The following is an 18,655-nucleotide window of genomic DNA, read 5'->3' on the forward strand; positions in this document are numbered from 1 at the left end:
CGCACGGACGAAAGCACGAGCTTGGCGGGAGGACTTCAACACACGCCGCCCGCACAGTTCGCTTGGCTACCTGACCCCAACGGAGTTCGCGCTTCGCAGTGCTGCTTCCGTTCGGCCTACGGCCTCACTCCAGCAGCACTGCGAATCACCGATCCCAATTCCCCAACCCAATCTTTCATAACGCCTGGTACAGAAAATGGGGGCATCCCAGCACGACTTAGCTCAACACACAAAAAAACGGCCCGCATTCGAATTGAATGCGAGCCGTTTGTGAATTCAGAATCCACCGGATGATGAATCACCATCCAGTGAACAATGGACTAGCGATCACTGACCGCAATTCGTGCAACCAGCACCGGTTTGCATGACAGGAGCTGCAGGAGCAGCTTGCATGACAGGTGCAGCTTCGTAGCTAACAGGAGCAGCCGAACCGCAAGACGAGCAACCAGCACCGGTTGCAACGCCAGCAGCTGACGAACCGTAAGCAGCCGAAGCACCGTAGACAGGAACCTGAACGGTGGTTGGAACTTGCTTGCAGACCTGAACTTGAACGGCCTTCATTGTTTGCACAGGAACGCAAACGCTGTAGGTTTCTGGCACTTCTTCAGTGACAGTGTCATAGACAGTCACGTTGTAAGTACGAGTACGAGTTTCAGGAGTGTTCACGGTGTAAGCAACTTCGCGGGTGCGTTGTTGCGTTTCCATGCGGGTCTTGTTGACCGTACGAGTACGTTCTTCGGTCGTCATGGTCGTTTGAGGAACCATGCGAGTGCGAGTTTCCATGCGACTCTTGGTCACAGGAATCGAACGAGTACGAGTTTCCAAACGAGTTTTCGTCACTGGAATCGACTTGGTGCGAGTTTCAGTGCGATAGTTCGTCACGGTGTAGTCACGAGTACGCTCTTCTTGACGGCACTTTTGAACAGTGATCGTGCGAGTGCGTTCTTCGGTCGACATCGTGGTGAATGGAACCGTACGAGTACGGGTTTCAGTACGACACTTGGTGACAGGAACCGTACGAGTACGAGTTTCGGTCTTCATCGTCGTCACAGGAATTTCGCGGGTGCGAGTTTCCAAGCGAGTCTTTTGAACAGGCACTTCGCGAGTTTTCGTTTCGGTGCGGTACTTGGTGACGGTGTAGTCACGAGTACGTTGTTCTTGACGGCACTTTTGAACCTGAACGGTACGAGTACGCGTTTCGGTTTGGTACTTGGTCACGTTGACCATACGCTCACGAGTTTCGGTACGGCACTTGGTAACAGGAACCGAACGAGTTTGCGTTTGCGTGGTGTACGAAGTCGTCGTGTAGGTGTAAGGAACCTGTTGCGACTGACGTTGGTACGAGGTGGTTGGAACTTGTTCCGTCACCAAGTTAGGAACGTAAACCTGACGATACGAAACAGTTTGTCCGCATGCCGATCCAGCCGCAGCAGCACCGCCACCGACAACTCCACCGCATCCGCCGCCACAAGCCGACGAACCACAGCTGCTGGTGCAAGCTGAGCAAGAGCCGCAGCTGCTTGCACATCCGCCACCACAAGCCGACGAACCACAACCTGAACCAGCTGCGTAAACGCCTGCGCCGCTACCGTAGGAAGCTGCACCGCCGGAAACGACGGCTTGGCACTGGTAGCTGCCCATGTCTTTCGTGACGGTACGCATGGTGGTCACTGGGACGCACTTGGTAACGGTACGGAAAGCAGTCTTGGTTTCTTGAACAGGAACGCGAACGGTGTAGGTTTGTTCGACGTTTTCTGTGTAAGGAACGTTGACCGTGTAGCTTTGAGCAACTTGCTCAGTCACAGGAACGCTGACCGTGTAAGGCTGCTCAACGGTTTCGGTGTAAGGAACGTTGACCGTGTAGGTCTGCGTTTTGGTTTCGGTGTAAGGAACTTGAACCGAGTAAGTTTGAGTCAAAGTTTCGGTGTAAGGAACGCAAACTTGGTAAGTCTGAGTTTGCGTGCTCGTGACAGGAACTTGGACCGTGTAGCTTTGCTCGACGTCCTCGGTGTAAGGAACCGACACTTGGTAGGTTTCTTCGCGAGTTTGCTGAACAGGAACTTGAACCGTGTAGGTTTGCTCTTGTTGCTCAGTGTAAGGAACGTTGACGGTGTAGGTTTGCGTCTTGGTCTCTGTGTAAGGGACCTGAACCGTGTAGCTTTGCTCAAGCTGCTCGGTGTATGGAACGCAAACTTGGTACGACTGTTCCACGTTTTCAGTGTAAGGAACCGACACTTGGTAGGACTGTTCGACTTCTGTCGTGACAGGAACCTGAACCGAGTAGGTTTCTTCTTCGGTGTATGGAACTGCGACTTGAACGTCGTAGGTTTCCGTACGTGTTTGAGTTTGCGGCACGTTGACCGTGTACTCTTGTTCGCGGCTTTCAACGCGAGCAACTTGCTTGGTCACGCTACGCATGCGAGTTTGCGTTTGGCGTTGGTAAGTGGTGGTGGGCACCATTTGAGTCTCAGTGACGTACTGAGAACGCATTACCGTTTGCGTTTGATAGGAAACGGTTGGGCCACATGCACCCCCATAACTAGCGCCGGCAACGCCGCCGCCCATGACTGTGGCACCACCACCATCGGAGACACATCCGTCGCCGCTAGCGCATCCACCACAATCTCCGCATCCTGCGTAGACATTGACAGCGAACAACATCGCCGCTGTCAGTCCAAGAAACATCCGTAATACGTTCGATCTCATCAAAAAACCTCCAAAACGCTCACAGCCAGTGAGGCAACAGAAGAAACACGGGTAAGCTTTAACGGCTGCGTACTCTGGGCGGACAACGCCCGTTCCCCAAAATGTAGGTACCAGGTAAGCAGTGTCAACAATGAGGCGAATCAATCAGCCCGATAAAGCTTAGTTTTTGTTCAGTCGTCCCAGGAAACCTATTCTCCCGGGATCGATGCAGTGAGAGTAAGCGTGAAACTGACATCAAACGCGCACCTCATCACGAAATTTCATAAAACTCTTTTGCAGCCGCCCGTTTTGGCTAAACATCGCTCAGACGCGAACAATTCGCATTCGCCCAAGACGATTGATTAGTGCGTAGAATGTCTGCGGGAAATGAATCCCACAGGAATTCTGCAAAAATTTCCGGGATGTGGTTCCCAAACCGGGCGTGAAAGACGACGTTAAGGAAACACTGTTTGCACGTCCCGGCAAATGGTCAAGATTGAAACGGGGGGAGGTAAGATCCATGCCAAAGATCATCTGTGTCGGCGCCCCAGATTCGCCTCCGGATCGATCCTCACTGCCAGACGCTCTGCTACAAGGCGATGGCTCGGCTGAGGGAACAAAATCACCCGACATTGATTGGGTGTTCTGCGAGTCCATTGTGGACGCATTTCCTCTGCTTGAAGAGGAAGACGTGGCCGGCGTCTGGATGAGCCGCAGCAGCCTCCCGCAGACATCTGAAATTCGTGGGATGATGCAAAGCGGACTGATGCTCCGCGATATGCCTGAAGGTGTCGCGTTGCTTGACGCGGATCTTCGCGTGATTTGGGCGAACCATCGCTTGCTTCAGTGGGCGGGACGTCCGGCTGGTACACCGCTGGGCATGACGTTCTACGAATTGCTGCACAATCCCGAGATCATGGGGCCGGATTTCTGTCCGTTCCACACCGCTCTGGCAACCGGGGACGAAAGCAGCTCCACGCTACACAGCATGGACAACCAATATTTTCAGGTTCATGCCGCACCAGTCCGATCGGCCGAATCGCCGCGAAACCTGATCGTTACCATCGGTGAGATCACCGACGAGATCCTTCAACAGCAGAAGTTGGCGGCAATCCACCAAGCCGGTCGCGAATTGGCCGATTTGCGTCCCAACGAGATCTTCATGATGGAGGTCGATGACCGAATCGATCTTCTGAAGGACAACATTCAGCACTACCTGAGTGACTTACTAAATTTCGAAGTCATCGAAATTCGAGTGCTCGAACAAACCACCGGCGACCTGATCCCGCTGCTCAGCGTTGGCATCGACGAAGAAGCCTCTGACCGCCGACTTTCCGCACATCCCCGTGAGAACGGCATCACCGGGTACGTTGCCGCAAGTGGCGTCAGCTACGTTTGTCATGATGTACAGAACGACCCTCTGTTCATTCCCGGCGTTGCAGACGCCCGTAGCTCGCTAACGGTTCCGCTGGTCCTTCATGATCAGGTGCTCGGGACGATCAACGTCGAAAGCCCCGACGTCGCAGCGTTCAGCGACAGTGATCTGCAATTCTTGGAGATCTTCGCTCGCGACATTGCCTTTGCTCTGAACACGCTGGAACTACTCGTCGCACAAAAAGCGAACACCGCTCAGCAAAGCTGTGACGCGATTCACAGTGCCGTCGCTCTGCCCGTCGATGCGATTCTCAACGACGCCGTGCACGTGATGGAAGGCTACATCGGGCACAGCCCCGAGGTGATGGATCGCCTTCGCCGGATCCTGCAAAACTCTCGCGACATCAAACGGACGATCCAGCAAATCGGCCAAAAGATGACTCCTTTGGAGGCCGTGCCGGCGGATGAGAAAATGGATCAAAACGCGATTCTCCGCGCCCGACGCATCTTGGTCGTCGACGATGACGAACAAGTTCGCGAAGACGCCCACCAGCTGCTCGAGAAATACGGCTGCGTCGTTGAGACCGCTCACGAAGGCGACGAAGCGGTTTTGATGGTCCGCCGAAGTGCGGGTGCCGACAGCTACGACGCGATCATTAGCGACATCAAGCTGCCCGATTACAGCGGGTACCAATTGATGTTGCGTCTCGAAAAAGTCATGACGCACGTGCCGATGATTTTGATGACGGGATTCGGATACGACCCAGGTCACTCGATCGTGAAAGCCAAGCAAAATGGCCTGCATCCAAAAGCGGTGCTCTTCAAACCATTCCGCTTGGACCAACTGATCGATGTTCTGAAAACGGTGATCGAGGCGAACCCCAACGTGCAAAATCCTCCGGACGCATCGTCGGATGACAATCCTCCCAGCGACGAGGATCCCGATGCTGCACGGACCGCATCCGGCGGCACGAAGAACTCCATTTGCTGAGTTCGGTTGAGATCCCTGGTTGGTAACAATCACGGATCAGGATTGAGCGTGAACGCCCAGTCAATGAACATCAAAAAACGAACGGCTTGGTGAATTCACCAAGCCGTTCGTCGTTTGAAACAGTTCCTCGAGCGAGCAGTCTTTCGCAAAGTCTGCCCGATACCGGATCAGGCTGGAAGTGGAGCAGCTTCGGCCAACTCAGCCAATTTTTCTGCTCCAACTCGATCGCAGAACGTTCCCAGCGATTCGCCTTCTTCGCGATTGGCTTTGAACGCGGCAAAGATGCCGGTCAACTCGGCGGTGACGTCCGAGTCAGGCACCTGATCCTTGTAGATGTACGCCAATCGGTTGCCCAACCATCCGCCACCCGCGAACAGCGTGTACTTTCCGACGGCGCGTCCGACCAAGGCCAGGTCAGCGTTGTAGGGACGAGCACATCCGTTGGGGCAACCGGTCATCCGGATCGTGAAGCGTTCGTTGCTAAGCCCCAACTTGGCCAAAGGCTCTTCAATCGAATCGATGATGCTCGGTAACCGTCGCTCTGATTCGGTGATGGCCAAACCGCAAGTCGGCAGTGCGACGCAGGCAATCGACCAGCGACGAACCGTGCTGGTTTCTTCCGTGGTGCGAAGACCGTGTGACTTCAGGATCTCGATCAGCTCTTCTTTTTCGGAAGGATCGATGTCGCAGAAGATCATGCTTTGGTGGCTGGTCAAACGAATTTCGCGATTGAATCGAGCACAAACCGCTCGAATCGCTGCTTTCACTTGCGTGTCTTCGTTGTCATACAAACGACCGTTTTCGATGTTCAGGCCATAGGACAATTTGCCATCGCCCTGTTCCTGCCACCCCATGTGGTCGTCGAACTCATACACATCTTCTTCGGTGCAATCCGCGAGTGGACCGCCGAACACCTTTTCGACTTCCGCGCGGAATTTCTCGACACCCCAATCCGCAATCAAGTACTTCAAACGAGCGACCTTTCGATCGCTGCGGTTGCCGTTGTCACGCTGGACGATGATGACCGCCTTGGCCACTTCAATCGCTTGCTCTGGAGTCACAAATGCCATGCGTTTGGCGAGTGCTGGGAAAGTCTTCTTGGCACTTGGTGTACGTCCCATGCCGCCGCCGACGGAGACGTTGTACCCCGTGATTTCGCCATCACGAACCACGGCCAAGAACCCAAGGTCTTGCGTGTAGATGTCGATGCAGTTGTCTTCCGGCAGGGCGATGCCGATCTTGAACTTCCGTGGCAGATAAGTCGGACCGTACAACGGCTCGTCGATGACAGGAGCGCTGGACGCATCGGGTTCACCACCACCGGCCAAGGTCTTCTCGCCGGTTTCGGGGTCCGTCAGCCATAGCTCGTGATAGGCCGGCGTTTGCGGCGCGAGAGCTTCGGTCAAATCGTCCGTGAACACGTTGAGCTGGTCATGGATTCCGCCGACCCGTTTCGCGGGGCAGCACATGATGTTTCGGTTCACATCGCCGCAAGCTGCCAGCGTGGAGAGCTCCACTTCGTTGATGCGGCGGATCGTCTCACGCAGATCGCCTTTCAAAATCCCGTGCAGTTGCAGCGTTTGGCGCGTGGTGATCTTCAGCGTGGAATCACCCAGTTCGTCACACATATCCAGGTGAGCGACCAATTGATCGGAGCTCAAACGCCCACCGGGGATCCGGCAACGGATCATCATCGAGTAAGCTTTGCCACCGCCGGCTTTTTTCAGCTCGGCTCGCTTGTCTCGGTCGTCCTGTTGATACGTGCCGTGGAATTTCAACAGTTGGATGTTGGAATTGTCAAAGTGATCCACCGGATCGGCCAGCTCGGAATCGATCGAGCCCTTCAGGAAACGACTTTCTTGCTTGATCTTTTCGACCGGGCTGAGCTTGATAGGCTTCGCAGGCGCGGGGGTCGGTGCGGCATTCGTTTCGGAAGTGTCGGTAGACATCGAGTCAAAAATCCTGTGTGATTTGCGTCGGCCAGAAGACCGAAGGTTCGTACCCGGGTCTTTATACCGACAATTCCAATTTTTCACCACGTCGACCTCTCGTCGACTTACGCCAATTCAAGGCTCGGGGATGCCCGCAACGCGACTGGACGGCAAGAAAATTGCCGCGGAAATTCGCAGCGAAGTCGCTGCTGACGTCGAAACGTTTGTTTCAGGCGGGAATCCACCACCCCAATTGGCCGCCGTCTTGGTTGGCGAAGATCCCGCCAGCCAGGTGTACGTACGAAACAAAGAGCGAGCCTGTGCGAAGGCGGGCATCGCCAGTCGTCTGGACCGAATGCCCGCGTCGACCACCCAAGCAGAATTGCTGGCCAAAGTGGCTGAATTGAACGCTGATCCTGCCGTCAGCGGCATTTTGGTTCAATTGCCTTTGCCATCCAAAGCCAACGGCGGCACGGGAATCGATGAGCGAGCCGTGTTGGACGCGATCGATCCAATCAAGGATGTCGACGCGTTTTCACCCGTCAACGTCGGATTGCTCATGCAAGGCCGGCCGCGATTTCTTCCCTGCACCCCGCACGGAATTGTCCAATTGCTGCATCGCACTGGAATTGAAACCAACGGGAAACACGTCGTCGTGGTTGGCCGCAGCGACATCGTCGGAAAACCGATGGCAATGATGCTGGCTCAAAAAGACAGCACCTGTGGCCCCGCTGTCGCCAATGCGACGGTGACCATCGCACACAGCCGCACCAAAAACCTGACCGAGACCTGTCGCCAAGCGGACATTTTGATCGCGGCGGTGGGACGCCCGGAGATGATCACCGCGGAAATGATTCAGCCCGGTGCCGTCGTCATCGATGTCGGGATCAACCGCGTCGATGACAAACTGGTTGGCGACGTCGCATTCGCGGAAGCGGAAGCCGTCGCTTCGGCAATCACGCCGGTTCCCGGTGGAGTCGGACCGCTGACAATCGCGATGTTGCTGCACAACACTTTGATGGCCGCGAAAATGCAGGCTGGGAAAGAGTAGCGAACCGGGATGGGCGAGGTGGACAGCGTTTTGTGTCCATCGTGCTTTGGCTCGCAGAACCAAGGCACCGGTTCGCCCGAAGGAAAACCTAGCTCGCAGTGGACTCGGTGGGGGACCACCGAGCTACAGGTTTTCAGTCAGCACGTTCGGCTGACTAGCGAGTGGAGGTGAGCGACTCGCCGGGTGTGACGATCGACTCGTGAAACATCTGCAGCTCTTTCTCGAGTTGCTGATTGCTTCGATAAAGCTTCACCAAACGCTGGCGAGTCTCTTTCAATTCGCTGGCCAAACGTTCGTTGTACACTTCCAATGATTTGCGTTCGACTTCGGTCTGCTCGAAGTCCTGCTCCAACATCAGCTTCTCACCTTGACCTGCCGCGGTCATTTTCACGGTCGCATCAATCGCCCGCTGAAGCACTTCGTTCTCGTAGGTCAATTCCTGAGTCCGTGTGCTCAGTTCCGCCAAACGCAAACGAATGCGTCGCAGGACAAACCGATAATCGTTGAGTGGTCGAATGTAATAGGTGTCGATCAGGCGAGCGACGTCCAAGTCGATCAACTCATCAGCAGCTTCTTCTTGAACGATCAACAAATCATCTTTGGCGAATTTGACTTTGCCGGAATCACCGTGCTGCAAACGGCTGTCCACCGCTCGCCCGCTGCCATCGAAGAACCCTCCGTCGAGAGCACCGCGTTGGTCGGGACTGTCGACGGTGATTTCATGATTCTTCGTGAATTCAATTTTGACCCACTTGCTCAGTGGCTCGTCATCCGGAAGCGAACGTGTTCCATCGCGTAGGTACTCCGCTCGCGACTGGGCCGAGATCGGGTTACTCAGCAAACGGTTGACCAGCTCGTCATCGATCCGGCCGAACACATTGTTGTCGTCTTCCACGCTTCCTTCGGCAATGAATGGCTCGTGCCCATCCAGCGGCAGCAATTCATAAACCGACCAACTGACCGCTTGGCGACTCTCGATCGCCTGGCGTTGCTGCGGCAACAAAGGAGCCGTTGGCTGCACAGTCACTTGAGTCGGTGAGGTCGCGGTCACGCGATATTCGCCGAGATAGAAGATCGGGACAGGAACTTCCAAGTTGGGCTGCGGCCCTTCGGCGAAACCGTAAACGACGAGGCCTTCTGGAATCAGCGGCAGGGGTGCCGCTTCGGCTGCCGCGTCATCTGCTGGTTCCGGAGGCAACCCATCGACGGGGACTTCTGGTTGGGGGTTCGTTAGGACGATTTGGCCAATGTTGTCAAAATTCGCGTTCGTGAGACGCAGTCCACGCCAGCGTCGACCGGCTTCGGTCCCCAATTTGGCCAACTTCTGGGCCATTGGCAGGACGCCTTCACCGGACAAAGGGTCGTTTGGATCGCCATAACGCAGTTCCAGCTGCTCGGCTTCCACCAACGCGAGCCTGGCTTCCAAATCCTCTTTGACCTTGTGCCATTCGGAGCGACTTTTTAGGGCTCCAGCAACGGGAAACACGAAAATCACGGCCAAAATCGTCGTGATGACGACCGGAGTGATCTGATACCACCGCCAGTGAGGTGCCGCTTTCCAAACCAAAATGGCCTGGGCGATCACGACGACAATCAGAACGAGAAGAAGTACGTACTGCATCAGAGAGATAGATAGAGAAGCGGCAGAACTACCAAAGATGGATCCTTGACCGGCTAGCTTAATCCAGTCCACCGCCGGCTTGGAGAATTTTCATCAAGTTTTCCGTTCCGGTCGTCCACAACGATCCCTGGGACCGGCCGATCGGCACAACCGGAACATCCCTCACGACGGGGCGCCGATTGAGCCGGTTCGAGCGGTTTGCACCGACTTGCCGGTCAAGCCGGTCGCCCAGATCGTCCGAAATGATCCTGTGAACACGTCAGGACCGATCTAGAGACGTGTACCGAACATCCAGGTCTTCGAAGGCGATCGAACGTGACCATGCGAAAAACACTGTCCATTTGGCTACTAACCGGAACCGTGCTGTTGCCAGCCGCGATGGGGTGCAACCGCACGCACTATCGCAAACAGGCCGACAATGAAGCCTACGCGTTGATGGACGAGAAAGCCTCGCACGTATCACGCCCGGTCAACGCGCCGTTGCGGATCGAGCTGGACCGTCGCAGTCGAATGTTCAACCCATTCGACCTCGACTTCCAACCAATGCCGTTGGATGACCCAGCCTCGAATCGATACATGCAGTGTGTCGATGGCCGCCGTGGCTACCCAATGTGGGAAGCCAATGGACTGACCAACGCTGCCGAAAGCCCGGATTGGTGGCAGTTCTTGCCGCTCAATGATGACGGCATCCTCGAACTCAACTCAGAGAACGCCGTCAAAATTGCGTTGCTGCATTCCCCCGACTACCAGCGACAAATGGAACAGTTGTACCTGTCCGCGTTGGATGTCTCGAGCCAACGGTTCCAGTTCGACACCCAATACTTCGCCGGTGCCGGAGCTTCGTTCAGCCAGAGCGATCAACGCTTCGGAGCCACTCGCGATTCTGACTCGGTCACCAGTGTTGGCGGCGACGTCGCGCTGAGCCGTCAATTCGCGACCGGAGCCAACTTGCTGGTCAACTTTGCCAATGAAGTTGTCTGGAACCTGAACGGTCCCGACACGCGAACGACTTCCACTGTGCTCGACTTCACGTTGTTGCAACCGTTGCTGCGAGGTGCCGGTCGCGATCGCATCATGGAATTGCTGACGCTATCCGAGCGTCGACTGCTCGCCAACGTTCGCAACTTTGAACGATTCCGTCGAGGTTTCTACTTGGACATCGTCACCGGCCGAAACAACGACAGCAGTGTCAGTCGTTCCGGCGGCACGTTCTCGGCCAACACCGGTGCCTTCACCGGGTTCGACTCTGGGTTCGCCAACCTTGGTGGTGGCGGAGGGACCGGCGTTCCTCAAGCTGGCGGCTTCATCGGTTTGCTCCAGGACCAACTGCAAATCCGCAACTTGGAGGAGAACATCGCTCGACTGGGCGAGAACCTGGTCATTCTCGACAACACATTGATTGAATTGTTGACCACCATTCCCGATGACCCCGAAGCCATCATTCGTCAGCGTCTGCAAATTGCACAAGCGAGATCGGCATTGCTTAGCTCGCAGAGCTCGTTGGTCTCGCGCCGCGTTGGCTATCAAAACTCCGTCGACTCGTTCCTTCGTGACCTTGGGTTGCCACCATACATCTGCGTCGAGATCAACGACCCGATGTTGGAACGTTTCGAACTGATTGACCGCACGCTCCGAAATCGCCGCGAAGAATTGATCGAAGTGCGATTGGCCGTCGGTGAAATCAACATTGGACTGCTGGAATCAAGCGAGAGCTCACTGAACCCAGAAACGGGGCTCCCGGAATCCAAACTCACTTGGGACGACAACACGATTCAATTGATCGAACAACTCCGATCCTCCGTCGAACCGCTGTCCAAGTTCACGGAAGACTTGATCAGCGAAGACTTGCCTCGCGTCGAGGCCGACCTTCAGAAGTTGTCCGAGCTGATTCCGGAACGCAAAAACCAAACCGATTCTTTGCTGCAACTGTACCGCGAAGAACAAGCGACCGTGTGTTCGCTGTTGGGCATCGAAACAGTTGACGAATCCATCTTCGACTTGGACCCGGTGCTCGAACTTGGCGAAGAACTCGATTCGCAGTTCTCCGAAATCGCGAGTCGACTCGACGCTTACAAAGTCGCTGTCAAGCAACTCAACGATCGGATCGATGTCTTCTTGGAAACCGGTCCGCAATCCGAAAACCGAGTCGAAATTGCTGCCCAGGTTCGCGGCGAAGTGATTCTGGCCAGCCAAGACTTGTTGGCAAACTTGGGTGAAGACGTCCTAGCGTTGCAACTGATTCAAGCACGTGCCCGTGTGGAATCACTGTTGTTGCCCGAAGTGGAAATCAACCCAGCCGAAGCACTGCAAATCGCTCGTGTGAACCGCCGTGACTGGGCCAACGCCCGAGCCGCGTTGGTGGACACCTATCGTCGGATCGAGTTCTTCGCCGACGACTTGGAAAGCGATTTGGACTTGGTCGTTTCGGGTGGGGTCAGCCGTGCTGCGGTGACGGATCTTCCCAACAACGACAACACCAGTCTTCGGATTGGACTTCGCTGGGACGCCCCGATCACTCGCCTGCAGGAACGCAACACCTACCGTCAAGCGTTGATCGAATACGAACAAGCCAAGCGGTCGTACTACAACTTCGAAGACAGCGTGTGGCAGGGCCTTCGCTCAAGCATTCGCCAGCTCCAAGCCAACCGGATTAACTTCGAACTGGGACGCCAATCAGTTCGCATCGCAGCAAACCAATTGGAACTCAACGAAGACATCCGGTCGTTCCGAGACGCTCGCGGATTGAACAGCGGACCGACCGCGGCTCGCGATACGATCTCGGCACTGGGTGACTTGCTGGACTCGCAGAACTCGCTGCTGAACATCTTTGTGAACTTCGAAGTTGTTCGTCGCAGTCTCGATTTGGACCTCGGAACGATGGAGCTGACACCCGACGGACTCTGGATTGATCCAGGTCCCATCCAGCCGGAATACCTACTCGGATTGGTTGGAACATCCGAAGGCGGCTTGATCGATTGCGGTGTCACAACGTCCAACGCTCTGTGCCCGACGCCTGACTGTGGCATGCCACTGAAGGAACAACCCAAAGCACCGATCTTTGGCTTCTAACCAAAGATCGGAGAGGCGTCTTGATCCAACGAGCTGATCTGGATCAGCTCATTTGGCTTCGTCGCCATAAAGCTTGGGATAATCCTCAGCGACTTGGCGACGCAGCTCAGGACGAGCCTTCAAAGCCGAGTTGACTTTGCGAACCATCTTGGGATTGTCCATTCCGCCCAACACGTGGTCGGTCGGCATGATTTCGCTGTCCCAACCGGCCAGCTCTGACGGAAGCACGTTGTCTCGGTACAGAGCGCCGGTGGTGAATGGAGTTGGGACAAACGATCCCACAACGCTCATGTCCAAGTCTGCGTTGATCTGGTCTTCCATTCCGAGTGCCCACAAGCAAGCGTTCGCGAAACAGCGACGAGTGTCTTCGTCGAGCAAGTCCTCCGATGCTCCGTACGAGAAGTAAGCAACTCGTGCGTCCTTCTTGTCACCCGAGGGTGCAACGTAGTGATCGCGGGTCCAACCAGCAGACACTTTCGGTTTGTCAGTGTTGACGTCGTCGCTTGGTTCAAATGTGTTAAGCACCTGGACCTCCACCAACGGCGTGGCTCCGGTCGGCGGTTGTGACTTGTACGCTCCGCTGTAGCCGTGCATTGATCCAACGCCGGTCATGATCGGATGATCGGTTGCGGATTCCACCGCCTTGATCCGGCTGCTCGAACTGTGGTTGCCACCGTAATGACTTTGCCCACGTTTCGCGTGCCATGTGTTGCCAAAGACCTGTTCGCCCAAACCGCCAAGGTAGTCGTCACCTTCATAATTGAAGTTCAGTTTCGCCCACTTTCCCTTTTGGCCGTTGAAACAGTGAGTCGACGTCCGAGCGCCGACAACCGGACCACCTCGTTCGAAGTAGTCCACCAACAAGTCGACTTGTTCGTCGGGCAGTCGCATGAAACGGGTGAAGAAGAACAGCAGGTCTGCATCCTTCAAAGCTTCCATGCCCGGCACGGGTGAGTCGCCGGCTTTGATCTCGCCGTCCTCGTTGATCCCGAACAAAACCGTGCAGCGGAAACCGTGATGCTTCGCCAGAATTTTCGCGAGCGCCGGGCAAGCCTGCTCCGATCGGTACTCGTGATCGTTCGCAACAAACACGATGTGTTTGCCTTTACCGATGCCTTCGCCACCCTCGTAAACCAACGGAGCACTGTCGGGCTCAGCGGCAAAAGCGGCAAGTGGAAACGCGACAGCAGAAAGTAAAACCAGTGAGAGCCAAGTCTTCATAGATCAACGGGGATATCGAGGTGGGATGGATGGGAGGTCGATTCGCGAACGCTACCGATCAAACAAAAAAGATGACCGGCGATCTTGATGCATCGCGAGTGCTACTGAATTTAGTCCATCTTCATCCCGATCGCGTGACGATCCACGCCGCTTTCCACAAAACAAGCCAACATCAATTCCTTTGCCGCATTTCCATAGGTTTGTGTCGCACGAGCAATTCACGTGAATCGCCAATCGCATGGTCCACCCAATCGTTTTAATGAACGGACGCGAACCCTCGACGAGCCATCTGAAAGCGTTCCTGAATCGGCTCTCCGCCTCATCACTTCTATAGACCGATCCACTCACGATTCGTACCAAATCAAGCTTTGATGACGCCTCAACGGTCAATCGACTAGTGCCTGCAGTTGGGGACGCGAGTACAATGTTGCGTCTGATCCCCACCTCCATCCCTCACCCAACCGAACTGCACCATGCCGTCGAATCTCACGAAGGCCAGTTGGCTTTCCCGCGGTCTTTCACCGCGTTTTTTGTTCCCACTCGTCCTTGTTCTCGCTTGCATCGCAGCCCCGATTTCGGTGGCGTCAGCGGCTGATACCGAGCGTCCCAATGTGGTGATCGTGATGGCCGATGACCTCGGCTACGGCGACATCGGTTGCTACGGAGCCAAGGGACTCAAAACGCCAAACATCGATCGCATGGCTTCCGAAGGCTGCCGCTTCACCAGCGGTTATTGCTCGGCGTCGACTTGCACGCCAACCCGTTACTCGTTCCTCACCGGTTCCTACGCGTTTCGTTTTCCCGGAACCGGAATCGCGCCACCGAACAGCCCCGCGTTGATTCCCGCTGGAACCACGACAACGGCCAGCCTGCTTCAAGAGGCTGGCTACAAGACCGCGGTCATCGGCAAGTGGCACCTGGGCTTGGGTGAAAAAAACGAAGGCCCGGACTGGAACGGCGATCTGAAACCAGGTCCTTTGGAAATCGGTTTTGATCACTGCATCCTGCTGCCAACCACGAACGACCGCGTGCCGCAGGTTTACGTCAACAATCACAATGTCGAAAACTTGGATCCCGCGGACCCACTGTGGGTCGGCAACAAGAAGCCGTCAAAAGATCACCCGACCGGGATCACCCATCGCGACACATTGAAGATGGATTGGACGCACGGTCACAACTCCACAATCCACAACGGCATCAGCCGCATCGGGTTCTACACGGGAGGCCACGCCGCCCGGTTCCGCGATGAAGATTTATCGGACCGCTGGGTCGCAGAATCCAAACGCTGGATCACTGAGAACAAAGACGAACCGTTCTTCCTCTTCTTCGCATCGCACGACTTGCACGTTCCTCGTGTGGTTCATGAACGTTTCCAAGGCAGCACCGCACTCGGGCCTCGCGGCGACGCCATCGCGGAACTGGATTGGTGCGTTGGCGAACTGATGAAATCGCTCGAGGAAAACGGACTGACAGAAAAAACCATGCTCGTCTTCTGCAGTGACAACGGTCCGGTCTTGGATGATGGCTACGCGGACGACGCCAATGAGAAACTTGGCAACCATGATCCCAACGGGCCTTATCAAGGCGGCAAGTACACGGTTTACGAAGGCGGAACGCGAACGCCATTCATCACCCGGATGCCCGGCACGATTCCTGTTGGTGTCAACGACGAAATGGTTTGCACGATCGACTTCGCCGCCAGCCTCGCCGCCATGGTCGGGACAGAACTTCCAAATGACGCTTGCCTGGATAGCCACAACATGCTCGGAGTGCTGATGAACCAATCCGGTGCAACCGGCCGTGAACACCTGGTTCAACAAGACAACGGAAAGCTCGGCAACTACGGCTATCGCGTTGGCGATTGGAAACTTGTCCGGCATGACCACAAGAAGTCGTACAACTTCGATCTGTCGATGACACGAAAAGAGGTCCCACAATTCGAGCTTTACAACCTTGACTCAGATCCGGCCGAACAGAATGATTTGAGTCAGAGCGAACCCGAACGAGCGAAGCAAATGCAACAGGAACTTCAAAAGCTCCTCGATGCCGGCCGCAGTCGCTAAGCCAGAGCCGCCGACGAAGGCCGCATTGTCCGAAATTGAAAAAGCCGCTCACTGGAATCATCCGGTGAGCGGTTTTTTTTGTGAATCAAATTCAATCGCGTTTGCAAATCATGCGGTCGCGAGCTTGGACTCTTCGCTCGCAATCATCTGACGCAAGATCTCGTCCAGCGAAACGCGAATGTCCCAGTCCGGGTAGTCGCGTCGCAATTTGCTCAGGTCGCTGATGTAGCAAATGTGATCGCCTTTGCGATTGTCATCGCCCAACGTCCACTTCACTTTGTGGCCTGAGATGTCTTCGATCTTTTGAATGCATTCCAAAACGCTGGCCGCGTTGTCGCGTCCGCCACCAATGTTGTAAACCTCGCCCGGACGCGGGTTCTTTGAGAATGCTTCGAATGCTTTGACCACGTCGCTGCATTCGATTTGGTCGCGAACTTGTTTGCCTTTATAGCCAAAGATCGTGTAGGGCTTGCCCGTCACCGCGACGTGAACGAGGTAACTCAAAAAGCCGTGCAGCTCGACCCCACTGTGGCTGGCCCCTGTCAAACATCCGCCACGAAAGATGCCCGTTTTCAGACCGAAGTACTTGCCGTACTCTTGCGCCAAAACATCTGCCGCGGTCTTCGACGCACCGAACAGCGAGTGCATGGTTTGGTCGATGCGGCACGATTCACTGATGCCGTCGTAGTCTTCTTCGCGAGCGTATTCCCAGCGAGTTTCCAACTCGTCGAGAGGCAGTTCGTTGGGTGCATCGCCGTACACTTTGTTCGTGCTCATGTGGCAGAACACGGCTTCGGGTGCATGCTGGCGAGTTCCTTCCAGCAGGTTCAACGTGCCGTTGGCGTTGACTTCGAAATCCAGAAACGGAATCGCCGCTGCTTTGTCATGCGAAGGTTGGGCCGCACAATGAACCACCAAATCCGGTGGTTCGTTTTTGAACAGGTCCAACACGCCGTCGCGATCACGAATGTCGAGTGAAACGGTTCGGAAGTTCGATGTTTCCTCTTCCAGTCGTGACTGGTTCCACTTGGTGCTGCCATCCGGGCCGAAGAAGGTGGCTCGCATGTCGTTGTCGATGCCGATGACTTCGTCACCCAGGGCGTCCCAATGCCGCACCGCGGCCGAGCCGATTAGCCCACTGGAACCTGTCACAATCACACGCATAGCACGTCAAACCTACCTAAAAACCAACATCAAAAGAAAACGGCCGTCCGATTGTAATTCGCAATCGAAACACCAAAACCGCCGCGAATTTTTTTCACTAAAACGACATCGGGAGGAGGATTTCCGCCCCGGTGAGAGATCCAAACGCGTCGATCGAGCTTCATTCCAACGAATCAGGCAGCCTGTTTCATGGCCGTCGGTGCAGCCGTCGGAGCGTTCGGGCGGATCATCCGAGTCATCTCCAGAATCTCCTCGATCGCCAGGGCTTGCTCGGCGGCGGTTTGAGTCAAATCTAGAAACAGCACGCGTTTCCCACGGATTTCGCACCAAGTGCTGCCAGCCCCCTCCAATGGTTCACCTCGGATTTGAAACCCGTTCTGGCGAGCGATGCGGGTCATCCGTTTCAGGCGATCCAGCACGTTTTCTTCGTCAAACCGATTCATTTCGAAGCCTTTGCACTCGCTGGAGACGGGCTTTTCGCCTGCGTGATTCAGGGCGAACAAGTCACCGGGGCAAACGAGCCGTGGAGGGTAAGGTTTGCGGGCCGGATAGCAGGGATTTATCAACCGTGTGGGTTGTTCCGATAGATCAAACAGCCACTCCCTTCCTGCTTGGATTCCAATTCAGCTATGTCGCAACAAGCTTCCACCGCCGCTTCGACTCACAACGCTCCTGAATCGCAAGCCAACGAGCTGACGGTGCTTCGGGAGCAAGTCAAACGGTTGCAAGGGATGGCGACACTCGGCGAACTGACCGGCACCGCGACGCACGAATTCAACAACGTGCTGATGACGGTCATCAACTACGCCAAGCTGGGACTTCGCAACGAAGACAAAGCCAGCCGCGACAAAGCACTGACGAAGATTTTGGAAGCGTCCGAGCGAGCCGCACAAATCACCAACACGATTCTGGCCCAAGCTCGCAATCGCAGCGACACGATGGGACCAGTTGATCTGAGCGGCCTGGTTCGCGAAACTTTGGTTCTGATGCAACGCGAAATGCAGAAGTACCGAATCAGCATCGAAACTGACTTGGCTGAAACGTCAACGGTTCACGCCAGCGGCAATCAAATCCAACGCTTGCTGCTCAACCTGCTGACCAATTCGCGACAAGCGATCGGGGAATGTGGCACGTTGTGGATTCGAGTCGCAACGTGCGAAACCGGAACCGACGGACCGGGCTACGTTGAACTGACCGTTCGCGATTCAGGCAAAGGCATCCCGGAAGACGTCTTGCCAAAGATCTTCGATCCGTACTTCTCCACCAAAGCCGGTCCCGACGAAACCGGCAAGGGCGGCACCGGATTGGGTTTGGCGGCCTGCAAAGACATCATCGACGAACACAAAGGACGAGTGCGAGTCGAAAGCTCGGTCGGTCGTGGCACCGCGTTCATCATCCGCTTGCCAATCAGCGCGTCCCAACGAGCCGCCGCATAAATCGCGTGGGCCCGCCATGGCATTTGGCGGCAGCGCGGATCGCATACAA

General features: G+C 55.5%; 12 protein-coding genes. 6 read left to right on the forward strand and 6 right to left on the reverse strand.

The genetic code is table 11. From position 1 onward, the window contains the following. Nucleotides 1-181: integrase core domain-containing protein (locus tag CEE69_RS22535; RefSeq protein WP_143549315.1), on the forward strand; the 181-nt coding region annotated here is incomplete at its 5' end. Between the two features lie 146 nt (nt 182-327). Here the strand turns inward: CEE69_RS22535 and CEE69_RS22540 are convergent. Continuing rightward, nucleotides 328-2,685, reverse strand: coding sequence for a hypothetical protein (locus tag CEE69_RS22540; RefSeq protein WP_099262877.1), 2,358 nt, complete (start codon nt 2,683-2,685; stop codon nt 328-330). A gap of 520 nt (nt 2,686-3,205) precedes the next feature. Between CEE69_RS22540 and CEE69_RS22545 the strand changes: the two genes are divergently transcribed. After that, on the forward strand, nt 3,206-5,050 hold the full coding sequence (locus CEE69_RS22545; RefSeq protein ID WP_099262878.1) for a hybrid sensor histidine kinase/response regulator: 1,845 nt from the start codon (nt 3,206-3,208) through the stop codon (nt 5,048-5,050). A 167-nt stretch (nt 5,051-5,217) separates the two neighbouring features. On the opposite strand, the gene CEE69_RS22550 is transcribed toward CEE69_RS22545, so the two are convergent. Beyond that, on the reverse strand, nt 5,218-6,999 hold the full coding sequence (locus CEE69_RS22550) for an NADPH-dependent assimilatory sulfite reductase hemoprotein subunit (RefSeq protein ID WP_099262879.1): 1,782 nt from the start codon (nt 6,997-6,999) through the stop codon (nt 5,218-5,220). Between the two features lie 130 nt (nt 7,000-7,129). Here CEE69_RS22550 and folD point away from each other — a divergent pair, with 130 nt between their 5' ends. Further along, nucleotides 7,130-8,032, forward strand: a complete 903-nt coding sequence (gene folD, locus CEE69_RS22555) for a bifunctional methylenetetrahydrofolate dehydrogenase/methenyltetrahydrofolate cyclohydrolase FolD (RefSeq protein WP_099262880.1) — start codon at nt 7,130-7,132, stop codon at nt 8,030-8,032. 154 nt (nt 8,033-8,186) lie between these two features. On the opposite strand, the gene CEE69_RS22560 is transcribed toward folD, so the two are convergent. Then, nucleotides 8,187-9,653 (reverse strand): hypothetical protein, encoded by a 1,467-nt coding sequence (locus CEE69_RS22560; RefSeq protein WP_099262881.1) that lies wholly within the window; start codon nt 9,651-9,653, stop codon nt 8,187-8,189. 321 nt (nt 9,654-9,974) lie between these two features. Here CEE69_RS22560 and CEE69_RS22565 point away from each other — a divergent pair, with 321 nt between their 5' ends. Continuing rightward, a complete protein-coding gene (locus CEE69_RS22565) occupies nt 9,975-12,722 on the forward strand; it encodes a TolC family protein (RefSeq protein WP_099262882.1) in 2,748 nt (915 codons plus the stop codon). A 48-nt stretch (nt 12,723-12,770) separates the two neighbouring features. On the opposite strand, the gene CEE69_RS22570 is transcribed toward CEE69_RS22565, so the two are convergent. Continuing rightward, on the reverse strand, nt 12,771-13,943 hold the full coding sequence (locus CEE69_RS22570) for a ThuA domain-containing protein (RefSeq protein ID WP_099262883.1): 1,173 nt from the start codon (nt 13,941-13,943) through the stop codon (nt 12,771-12,773). Nucleotides 13,944-14,416: 473 nt separating this feature from the next. Here CEE69_RS22570 and CEE69_RS22580 point away from each other — a divergent pair, with 473 nt between their 5' ends. Continuing rightward, nucleotides 14,417-16,006 (forward strand): sulfatase family protein, encoded by a 1,590-nt coding sequence (locus CEE69_RS22580; protein WP_099262885.1) that lies wholly within the window; start codon nt 14,417-14,419, stop codon nt 16,004-16,006. A gap of 108 nt (nt 16,007-16,114) precedes the next feature. Here CEE69_RS22580 and CEE69_RS22585 read toward each other — a convergent pair whose 3' ends face one another. Further along, the gene (locus tag CEE69_RS22585) at nt 16,115-17,170 is read right to left on the reverse strand and encodes an NAD-dependent epimerase/dehydratase family protein (RefSeq protein ID WP_099262886.1); all 1,056 of its coding nucleotides are present in this window, start codon (nt 17,168-17,170) and stop codon (nt 16,115-16,117) included. A 173-nt stretch (nt 17,171-17,343) separates the two neighbouring features. Next, the gene (locus CEE69_RS22590) at nt 17,344-17,613 is read right to left on the reverse strand and encodes a hypothetical protein (protein ID WP_099262967.1); all 270 of its coding nucleotides are present in this window, start codon (nt 17,611-17,613) and stop codon (nt 17,344-17,346) included. 186 nt (nt 17,614-17,799) lie between these two features. Here CEE69_RS22590 and CEE69_RS22595 point away from each other — a divergent pair, with 186 nt between their 5' ends. After that, entirely contained in the window at nt 17,800-18,606 is an 807-nt protein-coding gene (locus CEE69_RS22595) for a sensor histidine kinase (protein ID WP_099262887.1), read from the forward strand. Nucleotides 18,607-18,655: the final 49 nt, after the last annotated feature.

It is taken from the genome of Rhodopirellula bahusiensis (genome assembly GCF_002727185.1).
Lineage (GTDB): Bacteria > Planctomycetota > Planctomycetia > Pirellulales > Pirellulaceae > Rhodopirellula > Rhodopirellula bahusiensis.

What these genes read in the sequence shown, in the direction of transcription:
- CEE69_RS22570 (WP_099262883.1), bottom strand. Translation starts at nt 13,943, where the DNA reads ATGAAGACTTGGCTCTCACTGGTTTTACTTTCTGCTGTCGCGTTTCCA.
- CEE69_RS22565 (WP_099262882.1), top strand. Translation starts at nt 9,975, where the DNA reads ATGCGAAAAACACTGTCCATTTGGCTACTAACCGGAACCGTGCTGTTG.
- CEE69_RS22585 (WP_099262886.1), bottom strand. Translation starts at nt 17,170, where the DNA reads ATGCGTGTGATTGTGACAGGTTCCAGTGGGCTAATCGGCTCGGCCGCG.
- CEE69_RS22560 (WP_099262881.1), bottom strand. Translation starts at nt 9,653, where the DNA reads ATGCAGTACGTACTTCTTCTCGTTCTGATTGTCGTCGTGATCGCCCAG.
- CEE69_RS22580 (WP_099262885.1), top strand. Translation starts at nt 14,417, where the DNA reads ATGCCGTCGAATCTCACGAAGGCCAGTTGGCTTTCCCGCGGTCTTTCA.
- CEE69_RS22595 (WP_099262887.1), top strand. Translation starts at nt 17,800, where the DNA reads ATGTCGCAACAAGCTTCCACCGCCGCTTCGACTCACAACGCTCCTGAA.
- CEE69_RS22590 (WP_099262967.1), bottom strand. Translation starts at nt 17,613, where the DNA reads ATGAATCGGTTTGACGAAGAAAACGTGCTGGATCGCCTGAAACGGATG.
- CEE69_RS22545 (WP_099262878.1), top strand. Translation starts at nt 3,206, where the DNA reads ATGCCAAAGATCATCTGTGTCGGCGCCCCAGATTCGCCTCCGGATCGA.
- CEE69_RS22550 (WP_099262879.1), bottom strand. Translation starts at nt 6,999, where the DNA reads ATGTCTACCGACACTTCCGAAACGAATGCCGCACCGACCCCCGCGCCT.
- CEE69_RS22540 (WP_099262877.1), bottom strand. Translation starts at nt 2,685, where the DNA reads ATGTTTCTTGGACTGACAGCGGCGATGTTGTTCGCTGTCAATGTCTAC.
- folD (WP_099262880.1), top strand. Translation starts at nt 7,130, where the DNA reads ATGCCCGCAACGCGACTGGACGGCAAGAAAATTGCCGCGGAAATTCGC.